This window comes from Ruegeria sp. AL2, from assembly GCF_056540845.1.
Genome location: NZ_JBQFXM010000034.1, coordinates 1 through 18,621, shown reverse-complemented (window position 1 = coordinate 18,621; position 18,621 = coordinate 1). Strand labels below are relative to the sequence as shown.

The following is an 18,621-nucleotide window of genomic DNA, read 5'->3' as shown; positions in this document are numbered from 1 at the left end:
TCAGGTCTCGTGCCAAGCTGGTCTCCGTCGTAGATACCAGCTTGAATCATGCCCGCCGACAGATGTGAATCCCTTTTGTCAACATGACCTAAGATCGAAATGCCGCTATATTACCCGATCTCCAGATTATTACAGAAACAGCCCACACCAGTCACCGGCCACTGATTCTGCCGAGCCATTCGGATGTCGCTTCTAGCCCTTGCCGCAGGATAGTAAACATATGCTCGATTTCGCCTTGTGTAATGATGAGGGGCGGCGAAAGAACACACATGTTGATCACGGGTCGAACAAGCAGACCGCGTTTCTGGCATTCCATATCGATACGGCTGCCAATCTCATAGTCGCGCCCCAGCTCGCTCTGGAGATCGCCATCGACTGAGCACTGAACACACCCCATCAATCCCATCCCACGCGCATCGGCCACGATGTCAATCTGGCGCAACTGCTGTAACTGATCCTGAAAAACCGGGCCGACTTTTCGAACGTGTTCGAGTATCCTTTCCCGCTCGAAAATCTCGATGTTTTTCAACCCGGCAGCCGCGCTGACCGGATGGCCCGAATAGGTATAGCCATTCGAAAAGGTAGCATCTTTTCCCGCAACATCCGCAATCAACCTGTCAGAAATAATCGCGGCCCCCATCGGCGCATACCCGGATGTCATTCCTTTGGCACAGGTGATTATGTCAGGCTGAATGCCAAAGACAGCCTCGGAGGCGAACCAATGGCCCAATCGACCGAAAGCCGTCACGACCTCGTCGGAAATATACAAAACATCATACTTCCTGCAGATGTTCAGGCAGCGTGCGTGATACCCAATTGGTGGTACGATGACGCCGCCCGAGGCCAAAACCGGTTCGGCGATAAAAGCGGCAACATTTTCCGGGCCAAGTGCCACAATGGCCTTTTCGAGATCGGCAACTTTCTCGTTCAGAAAGCTTTCATCGCTTTGACCGGGCGCGCGGTAAAGCGGGTTCACGTCCGGCAGGAAATGCGCCAGGTCGTCGGCCTTGTCGAGCCAGAGCCTGTCACGTTCCTTCCCACTGACGCTGGCCGCCAGATATGTGCTTCCGTGATAGGCTTTTTGCCTTGAAATGATTTTCTTTTTCTCTGGCCAACCCATTAGGTTGTTGCGGAAATGGACAAACCGGATGGCAGTATCAACCGCAGTGGAACCGCCGGTTGTAAAGAAGACATTATTCAGGTCACCCGGCGCACGTTTGGCGATTTCGCGGGCGAACTGTGCCGCAGTCGAGTTGGTGTTGTTGAAGGGCGAGAAATAGGCAAGGTTCCGGGCTTGCTCGGCCATTGCTTCGGCCATTTCCGCGCGTCCATACCCAATCTGGGTGCACCACATGCCCCCCGGTCCGTCGATCAGGCGCGCACCTTTTTCGTTTATCAGATGAATGCCGCTGGCACCTTCGATAAAGGTGCGGTCGTTTTCACCCAAAGCCTCCATCCCTTCCCACGGGTGCAGGAAGTGGTCGTTGTCCCATTGCTTTACGTTGGAATTATCCATGGCGCGCCATGCTTTCCGCGCTTAACACAATGGGAAATTCGTCGCGTACCCGAGCGTCCAAGGCACCAAAATAGTTGGGGAAATGGCTGTCGAGGATGGAATTCGCCTTGTCGCGGGCGCGGTCCAGAAGATCCGTTTTCCCCTCGTTCTCCCAAGTGTCCGTACGCTCGCGGTCCATAAGCTGAGGGTAGACGAATTCGCTGTTCATATAGCTCAGCGTGTGCGGATTGCCGAGGAAATGACCCGGATCTATGGCACATTGGTGAATCACATCCACCGCCATGGTTTCATCGGTAACCTCTATCCCGCGCAACGATCGCAGGATCATGCCGCCGGCTTCGTCATCGATGACCATGCTTTCAAAGCTGCATCCCATAAGACTACCGATCATACCACCAAACTCGCACAGGCGATTGGCGCCGGCATGCGCTGCAAGGGTAAAGGTCAGCGCCTTTTCCAACCCGTATTGTGCATCAGGTATTTTTGCATCGGTCATACCTGCACCCACCGAAGTGGGAAGGCCGTAAAAGTTGCCCATCTGAATTGCTGCGGCACCGATCAGCGCCTGTTCACCACTGCCGCCGGTGAAAGACCCGTTGCGCAGGTCCGTTATGAAAGGCCAGGCCGCAAAGCAGATAGGGCAACCCGGCGTGATCAGGTTGACGATGGCGACGCAGGCAAGTGTTTCGGCGACGGTTTGAACCAGTGTTCCCGCAAGCGTCGCCGGAGCCGTGGCCCCGGCTTGAGGCGGCACGGCCAGATCAACAGTCAGGCCCAATTTGGCGGTATCGATCAAGATTTCCATGTTTTCCTTGCCGATCCGCAGAGGGGAAACAATGGGGCAGCCGCCGAATATGACGCTTGGCTTTTTCAGGAAAGCCCCCTCGCCGCCCTGAGCCAGGTCAAACATGCGGATGGCATGTGGAATGTGGCTGCGGTCGCGGAATGTCAGGCAGGCGGGTTTTTGGCTGCCTGCAAGCATGGCGTAAATGGTGTTCATGTCATGGGTGAAATCATCGGTCACATCCGTCGCCAGAACCGTGTCGCCCAGCATGTGAATGTTTTCCAAACGGTCTACCAGGCGGGTGAAATCATAAACATCGCGCAGAACCGACGGACGATAGGTTTTGGTTTTGGCATCGAATGTTGTCACGGCGGTTCCAGAGTTGGCGAAGTAAACGCTCTCTCCCGAACAATGCATGTCGTCTTTGCCTTCACGCTCTCCGCGGGCATAGACATAAAACTCCTTGGCAGCACCAGCCAGGATGTCTTCCATCAGGGCGCGTGGAAAGCACAGCCGGTTGAGGTCACTCAACATTGCACCTTTTGGAAGCACCAGCTCAAGCAACTCGGGGAAATGGTCGGTAATGCCGGTTTGTTCCAGAACGGTCAGGGCTGCATGATGGATGTTCTCCATATCGGTTTGAGTCAGTGGTCTATAGCGTCCGCCGCTCAGACCCCCGCGTACGGCTTCGTTACCCGTGGTCGTCTGTTGTACCTTCAGACGCGCCGCGCGCCCCCCGCCCCCGCGACGACGTGAACGGGGTGCTTCATTGGTGCTGTTCATGTTGCATCCTCTGCCAAATCAATAATCTCCCGGCGAAACCAGTCTTTGTCTGCATCGGCCTTTGGGCGCTCGAAATCACGGGCGGCGCGATGGCCTGCAAAAACCGCGTCTGCGATTAATCCCGGCGACGCGGCATCACCAATGAGGTCAAGGGTTTTCAAACCGGCCCCCTTCAGGCCGTCGAAAAGGGCGGTTTCACGCTGGCGCTCGGTCACCAGAACCGTTGAGGCGCACGGGATTTCAATTTCGCGGCCGGTAAAGACACAGCCGATCCGCACCGCGCCGCCCTGAACCGCCGTAAGCACCTGATTGCAACGGATATCGACGCCCAATTCAATCATACGGGTCTGGATGCGGGACTGTTCCAAAGTATGAACGGCGTAGGCCGAAACCAAACTCTCTGGCGTGGCAAAAATGACCTGATATCCGGCAGTCGCCAATTTCTCGGCAATCACTCCCGCCAGATAGATGTGGTCATCATCATAGATCATCACCGGGCCGCCCGGGGGCAGAACCCCATTCATGATCTCATCAGGCGTCAGCACCTTGGCACCCGGCGTGACCGTGGGCAGGCGGCGCTGCGTGTTGCGACCCACGCCATCTGCGCGCCAATAGCTGCCGGTTGCGACAAAGACATGTTCAATGCCAAGCTCGGCGACTTGTCCGGCTTCGAGCTTGCTGTCCGTGAACAACTGTACATTGGCCCGCTGTTTCAGATCGTTCAGGCGATAGTCAACCACCCGCGACCAGGCGGCGAGGCCGGGAAGTCTGCTTTCCCTGCCAACCCGTCCACCAAATTCGGCCGAGGCCTCGGCCAGTGTCACCTGATACCCGCGCCGTGCCAATTGCATGGTGCATTCCAGCCCCGCAGGTCCGCCACCGATGACCAGCACTTCTGCCTCGCTTTTTTTCGGCGCAATGATCTCGGGGTGCCAGCCGCGGCGCCATTCCTCGCCCATCGTTGGGTTTTGTGTGCAGCGGATCGGAACACCCAGATTGTCCGACGACACGCAGATATTGCAGCCGATGCATTCGCGGATTTCGTCGATCCTGCCTTCCTCGATCTTTTTTGGTATGAAAGGGTCCGCAATGGATGGCCGCGCGGCACCGATAAGGTCGACAATTCCCTTTTTGACCATCGACAGCATCATGTCCGGGGACGTCAGTCGGCCAACGCCAACAACAGGTTTTCGGGTGATCTGTTTGACGTGAGACAGAAACGCGTTCTGATAACCATCTTCGGGCTGGAAACGGGTCGTTGCGCTGTCATTGGACCAATCCGCCACATTCACGTCCCACAGGTCGGGAAGATCGGCCAATAGCTCGACAATGGCGCGGCCTTCTTCTGCCGCCTGCATACCGTCGGCGCCCATCATCTCGTCAATGGCAAAGCGGAACGCCACGGCACAGCTGTCGCCTATGGCATCGTGGGTGTCTTCCAGCAGTTCACGGGTCAGCCGCACACGATTTTCAAGCGACCCCCCATATTCATCGCTGCGCTGGTTCATATGGGGCAGCATGAAATGCTGTGCCAATGTCATGTTGTGCCCGGCATAGACATAAACGATGTCAAACCCGGCCTCTTTCGCGCGCAGGGCCGCGTCGCGGTGCCAGCGGCGAAGTTCCCTAATATCAGCCTTGTCCATGGCTTGCGCGTGCTTTGGTTGCGTCGTATCCACAGACATTTCGGACGGTGCAAGAACCGGAGCGCGGGTCAGCAGGTTTTGCGCATGGTTGCCGTTATGAACCAGTTGGATGGCCGCCAACGCACCATGTGCATGCACCGCATCCGTCATCAGACGCAGCGCAGGCACATCGCGCGCATCCCACAGTCGCCCTTCTGGGAACGGGGACAAATCCGAGGTCGGATGAATCTCGGTCTCCTGATTGGACACCACGGCCCAGCCACCTTCTGCTTTCATTCCCCGCACGGCAGCGTCCGCCCGCGGCCTGAGATGCCCCATCCCGGTGCAATGCGGCACCTGATAAAAGCGGTTTCTGGCTGTCACCGGCCCGATCTGGACCGGTTCAAAAAGCAGAGCATATGGGTTCGCGTTCGACATAATCACGCGTTTTCCTGTAGTTGGGTTCCGGAGCCCTTAGGCCCCGGATGATGGGTTGTGTTAGAAGCCGGCTTTGATCCGCTCGAATTCGGCCAGCATCTTCGCCTCAAGCTCGGGGTTCACAGCATCAAAAAACAAGCTGCCTTCGAAGAAGCTTTTGGGATCGGAAAAACCATAGGCTTCGATATTGGCCTGATCGGCGATTTCAAACGCTTTTGCGTTGGAATGCGGGTAGCCCCAGTTGTCGATGATGTACTGACCACTGGCAGGGTCCGTAAGCGCGTTCAAAAGGTCATAGACCTGATCGACCGGTGTCGTGGACGATTTCAGATGCACATAGCCACACGCCCAGGTCGCGATGCCCTTGTCCACGTTGCGCATCATGGCCGCGGGCACTTCGTTCCAGATCAGGTTCAGTTCGGACTGGTTCCAGGCCCAACCCATTTCGATCTCGCCACTGGTCATGGCCTGGTCAAACTGACCCGCATCGGACCAGTAAAAGCGCATGTTCGGATGGATCGAGCGCAGGAAATCCGATGCTTCCTTGAATTGCTCATCGCTCAGGTTGGTGTAGTCATCCGCGTTTCCGGTGGCCAGCGCGGCCAGGGCATAAGCAGACGATGCGGCATCCGGGATGGCGATTTTGCCCGCAAAGGCCGGGTCCGCCATCAGTTGCAGCGAGATGTCATCCCCCGAGATCTTGTCGGTGCGATAGATAAGGCCCGTGTTCCCCCATTCAAACGGCAGCATGTAAAGCTGGCCGTCCAGAACGATGGCGTCGACCTCTTTGATCTCGGGCAGCACATCCGCCCAATTGGTCAGCTTGCTTTCGTCCAAAGGCTGAATCAGATCAGCTGCGACCCATTTTCTGACAGCGTCGGAACAAGGATGTGCCAGATCAGCGGTAAAACCGGAACTCAGCTTGGTAAAGGCTTCTTCCTGGCTTCCGAAATAGGAATAGCTTGGTGCTTCGTCCCCGTATTTTTCCATGTAACTGGCAAAGAACCCAGGATCTTCATATCCCGACCAGTCAAAAACCGTCAGATCAGCGCCACCTGCACTGGCACCGCCTGTCGTTAACGCCGTCGCACATGCGAAGGCCGCAATTCCCTGAAGTTTCATTCTATCCTCCCTCTGTTTTATTCCGAATTCGTACCAAGATCGATCACACTGGCCGCCTGAAGCCCCAGCCAAACGGTGTCGCCACGTTTGAAATCGACCGTGTGAAAATAGTTTGGAACCGAGACCGAGATTGGTTTCTCGGCTCCTGCCACCTGAATGTGGTAGTGAATATTTTCACCGTAGAAGGCGACGTTGCTGACAGTGCCTTGAACCGTTGATGGGTAGTCTTCAGGCCGGTCCGCAGCAATCTCCAGCTGTTCCGGCCGAATACCGATATTCATGTTTCTGGCGCTGGTCGCCACATTGGGATTTCTTTCGATTTCCATCCGCCCGAAGGCAGCCGCATCGATTGACAACGTGTCACCGCTTTCGTCCAGCAACCGGGCCGGCAATATGTTCATCTCACCGATGAAGCGGGCCACTTGCTGATCACAGGGACGGGCATAAAGCGTTGTTGGCGTGTCCACCTGCTTGAGTTGCCCGTTGAACATCACGCCGATACGGTCGGACATGGTCATCGCTTCGTACTGATCATGCGTGACCATCACAAAGGTAATGCCAAGCGACTGTTGCAGATTGCGCATTTCAAACTGCATCTGTTCACGCAGCTTCTTGTCAAGCGCTGACAAGGGTTCATCCAAAAGCAACACCTTTGGCCGCATGATCAGCGCGCGGGCAAGCGCCACCCTTTGACGTTGCCCGCCCGATAACTCGCTTGCGCCGCGATCCTGAAGACCACCCAGTTCGACCATTTCCAAGGCTTCGGCGACGCGCTGATCGATCTCGGCCTTAGGCGCTTTGCCCCGCAACCCGTAGGCTACGTTATTCCCGACATTGAGGTGCGGAAAGATTGCGTAGCTTTGGAAAACCATGTTCGTCGGGCGTTTGTTGGCGGGCACTCCTTCCATATCCTGACCGTCAATCAGCACCTTCCCTCTGGTGAGTTCCTGAAAGCCCGCGATCATGCGTAAAACCGTGGTCTTGCCACATCCCGAAGGACCGAGGAGCGAAAAGAACTCGCCCTCTCTGAGGTCAAGGTTTATGCCGCTCGCGGCCACAAATGTGCCGTAGCGCTTTTCGACATCCCTGAGCTCTATGATGTTTCTGTTTGTCATCGGACCTCAGATGCGGATGAACGGCGGCGGAAGTATTCAGCCAGAACCAGAAGCAGAACCGAGGTTAGCAACAGGATCGACCCCAGTGCCAAAACATTTGGAAGCTTGGCGGGGAAACGGATCTGGCTCCAGATATAAACCGGCAGGGTTGGCTGGTTACCGGACAGGAAAAAGGCGAGGACGAATTCATCGAAACTGACGGTGAATGTGACCAAAACACTGGCTACGATACCGGGGGCAACGACCGGCAGCGTCACGCGACGGAATGTTTCGAACACACCGACGCCCAGATCGTAAGATGCTTCCTCCAGTGATGCGTCGAAGTCATCAAAGGCAGACTTCAGGATCGAGACAGAGAACGGCAACGCGAGAAACGTATGGCCCAGAATGACGGTCAGCAAAGACGGCTTGAGACCGAGAAACAGAAACAGGACCAGCATTGAAGAGGCGACGATTATGCCCGGGATCACCAAAGGCAGCATCACCAGACCTTCTGCCGCGCGTTGACCCCGAAAACGGTACCGAACAAAGGCACGGGCGGCGAACAATCCCATGGCGGTCGATAGAAGGGCAACAACAGTTCCGACGGCAAGCGAATTCCAAAGCGCCTGGATCAACGTGTCCTGCTCGCCTAGCTTCCGATACCAGTCCAGTGTCCAGCCCTTGATCGGGAACGCAACGATTGTGCCGCTGTTGAACGAGAACAAGGGCAGGAACAGAACCGGCAGGTAGAGAAACAGCAGATAAAGGAACGCATAGGCTGTCAGTGTCGAAGGACGTCTCATCTGATCCGCCTCCCCAGCCGCGTTGCGGACATGACAAACACGATGGCCACAAAACCCACCGACAGCATTGCGATCAGCGATAGCGTAGCCCCAAGGGGCCAGTTGTTGGCGGCCCCGAACTGCACCTGAATAAGATTGGCGATCATCTTCCCATCTGAACCACCAACCAGAGCCGGCGTCACATAATCACCAACTGTAGGGATGAAGATGATCAGGCAAGCGGCAATGATACCTGGGATCGTCAGCGGCAGCGTCACCCGCATAAAACGTTGAAAGGGGCTGTTCCCAAGATCTGTTGCAGCCTCAAGCAGACTGGGATCGATTTTCTGCAATGAGACATAGATCGGCAGGATCGCAAATGGCGCCCAGGCATGAGCGAGCGTCAGCACGACTGCGAATTCGTTGTAGAGCAGGAAGTCGAGAGGCTCGCTGATCAGACCCAGCGCCAGAAGTGCAGAGTTCATAACGCCGTTGAAACCCAAAATGAGTTTCCAGGCAAATACGCGCAGCAAATAGCTGGACCAAAATGGAATGGTGATGAGCAGAAGCCAGATGGTCTTTTTCTGGGCCTTTATCGCGATAAAATACGCGATGGGATAGGCCAGTGCGACGGTGACTACGGTCACCGCTCCGGCAATCCAGATCGACCGAAGCATCAGGTGACGGACCAGCGGATCCGCAAACGCATCGCTGTAATTCTTCAGCGTCGGTGTCTTGTCGAGCGTCACATAGGTTTGGGTCCAGAATGAATAGGCAATCAGGATCAACAATGGCGCCGCGACCAGAAACCCCACGTAAGCCGTGGCTGGCGCGCTGAGGGTATATCCCCGGGACGCTTCGCTGCGAATGATCACCCAACCTCCCTTCCCGAAATTCACGAGTTACTAATGGACGATCGTCCATTAAATGTTGCGCCAGAAAGGCCTTTCGTGTCAATATTCCTTTGATCTACCTCTATGAGGCATTCACAAACGGTTGGTAACATTGAACAAAGTGCAAAGCACCAAGGAACAAAAACGCGGTTCAAAGCGGGATCCGGAAGCCAACAAACAGCTACTGATCGACGCGACTCTGGACACAATTGCCGATATTGGAGTTACCGATACCTCGGTCAGCCGAATCTGCGAGCGCTCCGGCCTGTCGCGCGGAATGATCCATTTGCATTTCGGGGGTAAGGACAATTTGCTGACCGCAGCCGCCCGGCATTTCAGCACCGAGTATTATGCCGAGATGGACAGAAGGACGGATCTGGGCGCGAGCGCAACGCCCGAAGACCGTGTTATGGCAGTGATTGAGGCCGACCTGTCAGAAGCACTGCTCAATCCGCGCAGTACAAAAATCTGGCATGCGTTTCGGGGTATCGCAAGCTCTCATCCAGGTATCGCCCGTTACAGCAGCACTCAGGATGACAAACTTGTCGAAACCTTGCGGTCCGCGTTCAAAGAGATAGCCCCTAAAAACGGACGTGACCCGAACCTAGTAGATGACGCAACCAGCGGAACGCTCGCCTTGCTGGAGGGGATGTGGGTGAATTACCTAACCGATATGCAGGGATTTTCACGCCGCCGCTCTGTCAACCTTGTTCGAAGGTTTTTATGCGGACTTTTCCCCGGAAAATTCTAGGTTTAAGCCTTGGCGGTGTTCTAGTTCAAGTTGGATAACTCGGAGACAGAAGTTTCTGAGAGAAAATTGTTCCGGGCGCATACAATCAGCTCGTCTGTGCTTTCGTTTTGAAACAACTGCGACTGCCGTGCCATTACTTACATACCCAAACTTGGGACATTGTCAGGTGACGAAGCCCCCTGCCCCACAGACCTAAGGCGCTTGTCCACTTGTCGACAGATACAGGTTATTCGTACCCAAACCGGACATGGGTGACCTTTCCTGTAGGCTCGGATTTTGGCTTAGCCACCACAACAATGCCTACACGCCACCAAAAAAAGTTTCACTTTGGGGAATTTTTTCCAGGCGCCTTCGTAGTTGTATTGTCTGCCATCCGGCAGACCTGAAAAAGTCGGAGAATCCAATGTCCCTAAAATCCCTCACTTTTGCCGGTGTCGCGCTGGTTGCGACTGCAACCGGTTCATTTGCGGATGGTCACACCGGTGCGCCAGCCGTAACTGGCCAGCTCAACGGAGAAACCTTCCTGATGGATGCGCACAAGATGACGCTCTATACCTTTGACAAGGACGAGACAGGCGTTTCGAATTGCTATGATGACTGTGCCGCCAAATGGCCGCCGCTGATGGGTGATGCCAACATGGAACTGAAAAAAGGCTACAGCCTGATTGAACGCAAGGATGGCAGCGTTCAGGTCGCCTACAAAGGAAAGCCGCTTTATCTATGGTTCAAAGACGAAAACCCTGGGGACATGACAGGGGACGGTGTAAAAGGTGTTTGGCATATCGCACGCCCCTGAACCTTGGTGCCGGGGGAAAGTTTCCTCCCCCGGCTTACGTACATGCTTCAGTCATTTGAAAACCAGCTTGAAAACTGCCTCCCCGATCTTTGGCGTTATGCCTGGTCGCTGACCCGTGATCGGGATGCGGCGGATGATCTGGTGCAGGATTGTGTTGAACGCGCCCTTCGCAAACGATTGCTATGGCTTCCGGGACGGCCGTTGAAACCATGGCTCACTAAAATATTGTTGAACCTCTATCGGGATAGGTGGCGTCGAGAGACCAAATTCAACACTGTCGATCTCGACAACATTTCGACGCTGGCAGCAACAACAAGCACGGCCGAAGAACGGTTGGAACTCAAGGCTGTCTGGAAGGCGCTGGATTCTGTTCCTCAAGATCAGCGAGAAGCCCTTCTTTCTGTTGTGATTGGTGGGTTAAGCTATGACGAAGCGGCCACAACTTTGTCCATTCCAAAGGGTACGCTGATGTCGCGGATCTCGCGCGCGCGTACTAAAATCAAATCTGAAATGGACGCTTCGACCGCCGTGAAGATCAGGAGCGTGAAATGACGCACACCCCATCCATCGAAGACCTGGTTCAGCGTAGCATAGACGGTGAGTTGTCACCGGAAGAGAGCGAACGCCTTGACCGTCACCTTGCCCGTCACCCGGACGATGCAGCGCGCGTTCGTGCAATGCAGCGTCAATCTGATCTGATAAACAAGGCGGTCCCTGTACCTTCTGCGGCACATCTTCGAAGTCTGCGGAAACAGGCCACGCCACCTTCGCCAGTCTCTTTTAGGCTGGTTGCTTCGGTCGCGGTTTTTACAGTCGGATTCGGCTTGGGATCTTATTTGCAACCTTGGAACAGTGGAACAACCGACGATCTGGCATTGTTTTCACAACACGCAAAGGCAGCGCATTCTTTATTCGCCGTTGAGGTTCTTCACCCTGTAGAAGTCGCCGCTGCGGAAAAAGACCACTTGCAAACCTGGCTCTCCAATCGTCTGGGCTCTGCCATTATCGCGCCGCAACTTGGGGAAACCGGGTTTTCCCTGATTGGAGGACGCCTTTTGCCCGCAGGAGACCAAGCCTCAGCTTTATTTATGTACGAGAATGCAGAGGGTGATCGGTTAAGTTTGATGGCCACGCATGGCGACACAACTCAAACTCAATCATTTCGGTTTCGACAAGAGGACGGGTATCTTGTCGTCTTCTGGCAGGACGGACCCTGGCAGTATACGTTGGTCGGAGACCAGCAGCGCGACCCGATGGAACACATCGCCCGCGTGGCGCATGGTCAAATGATCTAGAGACTGCTTTGAGCGGCTTCATTCGCGCAGAAGCTTTGCGAAACCCGCAAGTTTCCAGCAAAAAGCAGTCCGAAGTTGCCGGTGTCTGTTGCGGTGAACCGCACCAAGTGGCAAGAATTTTTTTGTTGGTTGAGAATATCTTAACACCGCATATGCCGGTCAGTGAACGGTGTTCGGTATTCAAAAGGAGAGCTACATGGCAAACCTATCAGGGGTTCGTGCGGCAGTCATTGGAACGGGTTTTATCGGAACAGTTCACGTGCAGACCTTGCGCCGCTTGGGTGTGCAGATAGCTGGCGTTCTTGGCTCATCTCCGGAAAGAGGCGCAGCCGGCGCCGCAGAACTTTGTGTGGCACAGGCATACTCGTCCTTGGAGGAGTTGCTGGCCGATAACAGCGTGGATGTGGTTCACGTAACTTCCCCAAACCAGGCGCATTATCCGCAGGTCATGGCCATCCTCAGAGCCGGAAAGCACGTGATCTGCGAGAAACCACTGGCAATGACCAGCCAGCAATCGGCTGAAATGGTCGAAATGTCGGCTGCGTCCGGTAAGATTTGCGCGGTGTGCTACAATATCCGGTTTTATCCTCTGAACCAGCACGCACACGAAATGGTCAACCAAGGTGATTTGGGCGATATCCGCCTTGTCACAGGCCACTACCATCAGGATTGGCTTGCGAAACGAACGGACTGGAATTGGCGATTGCAGGCCGAGTCAGGAGGAGTTCTGCGTTCGGTTGGCGATATTGGCACGCACTGGGTCGATTTGACGGGCTTTATTACAGGATTAAAGGCAAAATCCGTTTTCGCGGATTTGACGACATTTCTACCGGAGCGGCAGCGCCCGATGGGGCCAGTTGGAACATTCTCAAACGCAGGTGGCGCAACCGAAACCGTGGCGATTGATACAGACGACAGCGCAGCAATCCTGATACGGTATGAGGGCGGCGCCAAGGGGGTCATGACGACGTCGCAGATCAATTTCGGACGCAAGAACTCCCTAGTCTGGGACATAGCCGGAAGCAAATCCAGTTCGTCATGGGACAGCGAAAAGCCGGATCATCTGTTCATAGGTCATCGCGACGCCGCCAATCAGGTATTGATGCGTGATTTTACCCTGATGAATGCAGCCGGGACCCATGCTGCGTCTTTGCCTCCGGGCCATGTCGAAGGGTTCGCGGACAGTTTTTTTAACTTTTTTAACAGCGTTTATCTGGACATTTGCGCAGGCACGCGCGGGCAAGGCAGCACGTGGGCGACATTTGAAGACGGTCACTATGAAATGCGTTTCTGCGAGGCCGTTCTCAAATCCGCCCGAGAAAGCCGCTGGGTCGATTTGGTCGAGATTTCAGATTGATGCCGCTAAACGCGGCGTCCAGTGTTCTGTTAAAACACTGACTGCCGCCGGGATCTGTCGCAAACTTCACCCCCACCTGTTGTCCGTCGTCAGGGATTTTGGTACAGATGGCTATCTGTTCTAAGAGAGGGTCCGGCGCATCTGACTGGTTTGATTATGCGGCCTATTTGCGACGATCCCAAGCGGCTTGATGTCGTGTTTTTCACGAAGTTTGTCTTTAGGTGCCCCGCGGTTATTGGGTGCTTTCCGCTATTTTCCTGTAGATCATATCGCTCCTAAAAGGTGCCAAGCGACCCTTTCCGCCCCCGATGCAGAAATCAAATGCAGGTGCGCTTGACGGCAAGTGTATCTCGTCTTAGTTAGTTAGTTATTACTCACTAACAAAATGATGTCCAATGCCTGCACGCAAGCCCGCAGATGAACGCAAGACCGAGATCGTACAGGCAATGCTGCGTCTCGCGGACGAGTTGGGCCCAGATCGCCTGACCACGCAGTCGGTTGCTGATACAGTCGGGCTGACGCAGCCCGCAATCTTCCGGCATTTCGCGACCAAACAGGATTTATGGTTGGCGGTGGCAGCAGAGATTTCTGAACGCCTCCGAACCGCATGGGGTGACGCGCTTAGGACATCCGCCGATCCGGCAGATCGGATCAAAGCGCTGATCTTGGCACAATTGCACCAGATCGAGACTATGCCGGCCATCCCGTCCATTCTGTTCTCGCGCGAGCTACAGGTCGAAAACGACGATCTCCGGAAATCTGTTCTTACGCTGATGACTGAATTGGTCGGATTGCTGTCCATCGAGCTGACCAACGGGCAGAAAGCGGGCCTGTTCGACACAGACCTGCCGCCTGAAGACGGAGCGCTACTGTTGGTCTCGCTGGTGCAAGGGTTGGCGATCCGCTGGACTTTGGGGAAACGCGGTTTCGCATTGGAAGCCGAAGGAAGCCGATTGCTCGATGCTCAGATACGGCTATTCCGAATAGCAAGTACAGAGGTTTCGCCATGAACCGCCGTATCATCCTGGGTGTCAGCCTTGTTGTCGTCCTCGCAGTCTTTGGCAGGTTTGTCCTTACAGAGTGCCCGATCAGTGTTTCCGCGGCCGCAATTGAACAGAATGTCCCTGTACGTGTTTATGGGCTGGGTACGGTCGAGGCCAGGATCGTCTCAGATGTTGGATTTGAAGTTGGTGCCACGCTGACAGAACTTTCGGTCGACAGTGGTGATACGATCAAAGCGGAGCAGGTCCTTGCCCGGCTTCATCCGACGGAACAACAAGCAAAAGTCGCGCGCGCCAAAGCGGGGGTTGCCGCCGCAGAGGCCACCTTGGGCAAGGCTGAGGCAAATGTGATACGCGCGCGTGCCATTCTTGCGCAGCGGCAGTCGACAAATACGCGCCAGCAGGAACTTGCCGGGCGCAACGCCGTCTCGACTCAGGCTGCGGAAGAAGCGCAGCGGGATGTCGATGTTGCAGCCGCTGATCTGGCCGTCGCAGAAAGTGATGTTGAGGTTGCCCAATCCATGCACAATGACGCCAAGGCAGTTCTGCAATACGAGCGTGTACTGCTTGATCATCATGTGTTGCGGGCACCGTTTGACGCGGTCGTTGTTGAGCGTCATGTCGAAGCAGGTACTGTTGTTGTCGTTGGTGAACCTATCTTTACCCTTGTGGACCCGAACACTGTCTGGGCATTGGCCTACATTGATGAAGAGCGGGCCGGGGGCCTGCAACTCGGACAAGTTGCCGAAGTGAGGTTGCGGTCTTTGCCGCACAAGGTCTTCACCGGCAAGATCGCGCGGATCGGTATAGAAAGCGACCGGGTGAACGAAGAACGCCGGGTCTGGATTGCATGCAATCGGTGCCCGGAACAGGTTTTTCTCGGCGAACAGGCCGAAGTTTGGATCACAGTGACAGAGCTGGTCGATGCGATGTTGGTTCCAGAGATCGCAATAACCGGTTTTGACGGGCATGAAGGTCGTATCTGGGTCGCGCAGGATGGGCGTGCACATCAGGTGTCGGCAGTTTTCGGGCACCGGACCGAAGATGCGCGGGTCGAGCTGGTTAGTGGTATTCCCAATGGCTCGCAGGTCATCTTGGCACCCGTTAAAGGGCTGTCTGAAGGGCGCATGGTTCGGGTCGTCGAGAGGAATGCGCCATGAACCTCGCCTACCGCGATGTGCGTCACAATCTGTTCCGCTTCATTCTGACTTGCCTCGGCCTCAGCCTTCTGATGGCGGTCGTGCTGGCAATGATTGGTATTTACAATGGGCTGGTTGCGGACGCGCTGAACATCGTCAAAGCACCGCGAGCAGATCTTTGGATTGTTGAAACTGGTACACGCGGGCCGTTTGCAGAAGCCTCAAAAATTCCTGACGGAACCCGTGATGCCGTGGGGCGATTGCATGGTGTGGCCGAAGCGGGCAGCATCACATACCAGACCGTCGAGGCGCCCTTTCGCGGCGAAACGCTACGCCTGTACGTGATCGGATACGAGCCAGGTCACCCCGGTGGACCCGAAGCAATCACGGTAGGGCGTGGGATCAACCAGTCCCATTTCGAAATCGTGGCAGACGCCAAATCCGGACTGTCCGTCGGTGATGTGATCCGACTGGGCCGCGATCCTTTCACTGTGGTCGGGTTGGTCGAGGATACGATGAATTCCGCCGGTGATCCGGCTGCGTTCATCACTTTACGCGATGCGCAGGTGCTACAGACGCAACTGGCCCCGTCGGCGCAACGCATTCAGCAGGCACGAGGCGCGGGGTTGCTCGAAAGTCAGGACAGCGTTGCGGCTGTGATCGCGCGGCTTGAACCGCTTGCAGACCCGCAAGAAGTGGCGCAGTCGGTGCGCCAATGGAAACATCTTGGGGCCCTGACACAAGCCGATCAGGAGTCTATCTTGCTAATGTCTGTGGTGGATCGAGCAAAGCGGCAGATAGGTTTGTTTCTGGGCATTCTATTGTCCGTTTCAGCCGTTGTAATCGCGCTAATTATCTACACGATGACCATGGAAAAGCTGAAGCAGATCGCCACACTCAAACTGATCGGCGCCCCCGACCGCACGATCATCGGGCTGATCGTGCAGCAATCCATTGCACTTGGTGCGGTTGGCTGGAGTTTCGGCCTGATCCTTATCCTGCTAGTCAAGGACTACTTCCCCCGCCGGGTTGTGTTGGAGCCGATCAACGCCGTCGCTTTGGCAGGGATCATACTCGTTGTCTGCATCGTCGCCAGCGGCCTTGGCGTTCGTGCCGCACTCAAGGTCGATCCGGCCACGGCAATCGGAGGGTGACGTCATGCTCAATGATCCGCGCCGCGTGATTGTAGATGTTACCAATGTCTCCAAGCACTTTGGCGAAGGTGATGCTCGCGTCGACGCATTGAAGGGTGTTGATCTGTCAGTCCAGGCAGGCGAAGTCGTGGCACTACTCGGCCCGTCTGGATCGGGTAAAACGACGCTTCTGAATGTCATTGGCTGCATCATTGCTCCGAGTACGGGGAAGGTTACGCTGGACAATGAGGTGGTTTACGACAAGCAATGGCTGCGAAACGATCTGCGCAAGCTACGGCTCAACAAGATCGGGTTTATCTTTCAGTTCCATAATCTTCTGCCATTTCTCGATGCCAAAGATAACGTTGCCCTGGTGCTGAAACTGGCTGGAAAATCGACGGTCGAAGCGCAAAGGCGCGCTATTGAACTGCTGGACTATCTGGAGGTCGGTCACCGCAGGGATGCGATGCCCGCGCTTCTGTCCGGAGGTGAGGCGCAGCGTGTGGCCATCGCACGCGCCCTTGCCAACAGCCCGCGCATCATTCTGGCAGATGAACCAACTGCGGCGCTTGACAGCCAGCGGGCCGGGATCGTGATGGACTTGATGCGCAAGCTCGCGGCTGAGCAAGACGCCTGCATCATTGCTGTGACGCATGATGAAAAGATTTATGACCGGTTCGACAAGCTGTTCCACCTGCGCGACGGCCTACTTGATGGAACGGAAGGGGGCGTGACATGAGAAATGCGACCCTTGGCAACCGCGCCCTGAAAGTAGCGGCAAGCGTAGCATTAGTTTTCGGCGCGTTGACCGTTTTCTCAGGCGGGTGGGCCTTGTTTGGTGGCGAGGAAGCACGCACCGCCGTTGGCGATGCGGTGCCCTTCGTGCTGTGGTTCAACTTTCTGGCGGGGTTCGCCTATGTCGTGGCCGGTATTGGGCTGTTTCTTCGGCACCGGTCAGCGGCCTGGATATCAACAGGCATTCTGGTAGCCACCGTTCTGGTTTTCCTGGCCTTCGGCGTTCATGTGTTGCAAGGCAACGCCTACGAGATGCGCACCGTTGGTGCGATGACCCTTCGCGCGGGTGTCTGGTTAGCCATTTCTGTTGTGGCTTGGATACATATCTTGCGAACGGATTGACCCTGGCAGACCCTGATTTCCCGGCCGTAGAATATTTGGTGAAATCCAACGTCGCTTCACACATGGGACAGGGCCTGGACAATGAATACATGACCGCTCTGTTCGGCTCTCGGTCATTGAGATGGTGTACCGCGTTCCTGATCACCGTCCTCTCAGAGTAATGGCCCAACTGAAGCGCTCAACCAAGCTCTTCATGGAAGAAATACCTGCGGCAGTCATCGCGCCACTGATCGAGATCTGCAAAACCAACGGGATCGCGGTCGCCAAAATAATCGCGAAGCGGCTTTTTTTATACCACGAGGTCTGGCTATCGGCTATTTGCCGAGATTGCGGGATAGGTGTGCCCGGTAAGTCGCTGCTTCTGGCCGCTCAAAAAGTTTGACACATCCGTGATGTCGACATGTCCGCACATCAATCTTGATGAAGGTGCAGATCAAAGATCAACTCATTGGTTCCCTGCTGAACTCTCAGATCATCTTGATTGAAAACATCAAACTGAAATTCAATGATCCCGCGTTTTCCCGATGTCGTAATGCGTTTTGAGACGACGATCAGATCAGCCCGGATCGTGTCACCTGCGAAGACGGGTTTCTCGAACCGCCAGTTCCACCCGAGCGACGCCAGGCCATCGGGTTTTGCTTGAGACTGAAACTTGAGCCCATCAACCACTGGCAGCACAAGTGGGGCTGATCACTTGAACCAAGCAGTCTAAGTCATGGCAACCGATTTAAAGGGTCCAGAACCTAGATTGGCCCGTGGAAACACAAGCCACTGAAAAACAGGTGGCAAAGCACAGGCTATTTCCCGCAAAGCAAAGATAATCAGGCCTACTACCCGTCTGTCGCCCGGGCAAAAAAGGTGCGTGAAATCGTGTTAAGTACGACCGCGTTGCACGAATAGCGCTTGGGCCGCATTTGCCCCTTTCCCCGGTTCGTTATGCGACACGTTCCTAGGTCGCACGACCTGGACGGG

19 protein-coding genes are annotated in these 18,621 nt (G+C 55.4%); 11 read left to right on the top strand and 8 right to left on the bottom strand.

Features of this window, described 5'->3' with window-relative positions:
* Nucleotides 1–151: 151 nt before the first annotated feature.
* The 7 genes from ACR0ID_RS19365 to ACR0ID_RS19335 are packed head-to-tail and all read right to left on the bottom strand — an operon-like array spanning nt 152 to nt 9,022.
* Nucleotides 152–1,516: an aminotransferase gene (locus ACR0ID_RS19365; protein ID WP_480608052.1), complete on the bottom strand. Its 1,365-nt coding sequence runs from the start codon at nt 1,514–1,516 to the stop codon at nt 152–154.
* Nucleotides 1,509–3,083, bottom strand: a complete 1,575-nt coding sequence (locus ACR0ID_RS19360) for a trimethylamine methyltransferase family protein (protein WP_480608049.1) — start codon at nt 3,081–3,083, stop codon at nt 1,509–1,511. The genes ACR0ID_RS19365 and ACR0ID_RS19360 overlap by 8 nt, the downstream gene beginning before the upstream one ends.
* Complete coding sequence (locus tag ACR0ID_RS19355) at nt 3,080–5,146, bottom strand: FAD-dependent oxidoreductase (protein ID WP_480608046.1); 2,067 nt, start codon at nt 5,144–5,146, stop codon at nt 3,080–3,082. Before ACR0ID_RS19355 ends, ACR0ID_RS19360 begins: the two co-directional genes overlap by 4 nt.
* 60 nt (nt 5,147–5,206) lie before the next feature.
* Nucleotides 5,207–6,268 (bottom strand): ABC transporter substrate-binding protein, encoded by a 1,062-nt coding sequence (locus ACR0ID_RS19350; RefSeq protein WP_480608043.1) that lies wholly within the window; start codon nt 6,266–6,268, stop codon nt 5,207–5,209.
* Between the two features lie 17 nt (nt 6,269–6,285).
* Nucleotides 6,286–7,383, bottom strand: coding sequence for an ABC transporter ATP-binding protein (locus ACR0ID_RS19345; RefSeq protein ID WP_480608040.1), 1,098 nt, complete (start codon nt 7,381–7,383; stop codon nt 6,286–6,288).
* A complete protein-coding gene (locus tag ACR0ID_RS19340; protein ID WP_480588105.1) occupies nt 7,380–8,168 on the bottom strand; it encodes an ABC transporter permease in 789 nt (262 codons plus the stop codon). Before ACR0ID_RS19340 ends, ACR0ID_RS19345 begins: the two co-directional genes overlap by 4 nt.
* The gene (locus tag ACR0ID_RS19335) at nt 8,165–9,022 is read right to left on the bottom strand and encodes an ABC transporter permease (RefSeq protein WP_480608037.1); all 858 of its coding nucleotides are present in this window, start codon (nt 9,020–9,022) and stop codon (nt 8,165–8,167) included. Before ACR0ID_RS19335 ends, ACR0ID_RS19340 begins: the two co-directional genes overlap by 4 nt.
* A 139-nt stretch (nt 9,023–9,161) precedes the next feature.
* Here ACR0ID_RS19335 and ACR0ID_RS19330 point away from each other — a divergent pair, with 139 nt between their 5' ends.
* The 11 genes from ACR0ID_RS19330 to ACR0ID_RS19280 all read left to right on the top strand — a co-directional run bounded on the left by ACR0ID_RS19330 (nt 9,162) and on the right by ACR0ID_RS19280 (nt 18,031).
* Nucleotides 9,162–9,791 carry a TetR family transcriptional regulator C-terminal domain-containing protein gene (locus tag ACR0ID_RS19330; RefSeq protein WP_480477774.1) on the top strand — a complete coding sequence of 210 codons (630 nt, stop codon included), beginning with the start codon at nt 9,162–9,164 and terminating at the stop codon, nt 9,789–9,791.
* A gap of 403 nt (nt 9,792–10,194) precedes the next feature.
* A complete protein-coding gene (locus ACR0ID_RS19325; RefSeq protein ID WP_480608034.1) occupies nt 10,195–10,587 on the top strand; it encodes a COG4315 family predicted lipoprotein in 393 nt (130 codons plus the stop codon).
* Between the two features lie 6 nt (nt 10,588–10,593).
* Complete coding sequence (locus ACR0ID_RS19320; protein WP_480608031.1) at nt 10,594–11,139, top strand: RNA polymerase sigma factor; 546 nt, start codon at nt 10,594–10,596, stop codon at nt 11,137–11,139.
* The gene (locus tag ACR0ID_RS19315) at nt 11,136–11,882 is read left to right on the top strand and encodes an anti-sigma factor family protein (RefSeq protein ID WP_480608028.1); all 747 of its coding nucleotides are present in this window, start codon (nt 11,136–11,138) and stop codon (nt 11,880–11,882) included. The genes ACR0ID_RS19320 and ACR0ID_RS19315 overlap by 4 nt, the downstream gene beginning before the upstream one ends.
* A 196-nt stretch (nt 11,883–12,078) precedes the next feature.
* Nucleotides 12,079–13,239: a Gfo/Idh/MocA family protein gene (locus ACR0ID_RS19310; RefSeq protein WP_480608025.1), complete on the top strand. Its 1,161-nt coding sequence runs from the start codon at nt 12,079–12,081 to the stop codon at nt 13,237–13,239.
* 395 nt (nt 13,240–13,634) lie between these two features.
* On the top strand, nt 13,635–14,249 hold the full coding sequence (locus tag ACR0ID_RS19305; RefSeq protein ID WP_480608022.1) for a TetR/AcrR family transcriptional regulator: 615 nt from the start codon (nt 13,635–13,637) through the stop codon (nt 14,247–14,249).
* A complete protein-coding gene (locus ACR0ID_RS19300; protein ID WP_480608020.1) occupies nt 14,246–15,400 on the top strand; it encodes an efflux RND transporter periplasmic adaptor subunit in 1,155 nt (384 codons plus the stop codon). The genes ACR0ID_RS19305 and ACR0ID_RS19300 overlap by 4 nt, the downstream gene beginning before the upstream one ends.
* Nucleotides 15,397–16,533: an ABC transporter permease gene (locus tag ACR0ID_RS19295; protein WP_480608018.1), complete on the top strand. Its 1,137-nt coding sequence runs from the start codon at nt 15,397–15,399 to the stop codon at nt 16,531–16,533. Before ACR0ID_RS19300 ends, ACR0ID_RS19295 begins: the two co-directional genes overlap by 4 nt.
* A gap of 4 nt (nt 16,534–16,537) precedes the next feature.
* Complete coding sequence (locus ACR0ID_RS19290; RefSeq protein ID WP_480608015.1) at nt 16,538–17,251, top strand: ABC transporter ATP-binding protein; 714 nt, start codon at nt 16,538–16,540, stop codon at nt 17,249–17,251.
* On the top strand, nt 17,248–17,649 hold the full coding sequence (locus ACR0ID_RS19285; protein WP_480520745.1) for a hypothetical protein: 402 nt from the start codon (nt 17,248–17,250) through the stop codon (nt 17,647–17,649). The genes ACR0ID_RS19290 and ACR0ID_RS19285 overlap by 4 nt, the downstream gene beginning before the upstream one ends.
* Before the next feature lie 160 nt (nt 17,650–17,809).
* Nucleotides 17,810–18,031 (top strand): hypothetical protein, encoded by a 222-nt coding sequence (locus tag ACR0ID_RS19280; protein WP_480520747.1) that lies wholly within the window; start codon nt 17,810–17,812, stop codon nt 18,029–18,031.
* Nucleotides 18,032–18,060: 29 nt separating this feature from the next.
* Here ACR0ID_RS19280 and ACR0ID_RS19275 read toward each other — a convergent pair whose 3' ends face one another.
* Complete coding sequence (locus tag ACR0ID_RS19275) at nt 18,061–18,327, bottom strand: MaoC family dehydratase (RefSeq protein WP_480555763.1); 267 nt, start codon at nt 18,325–18,327, stop codon at nt 18,061–18,063.
* Nucleotides 18,328–18,621 lie beyond the last annotated feature (294 nt).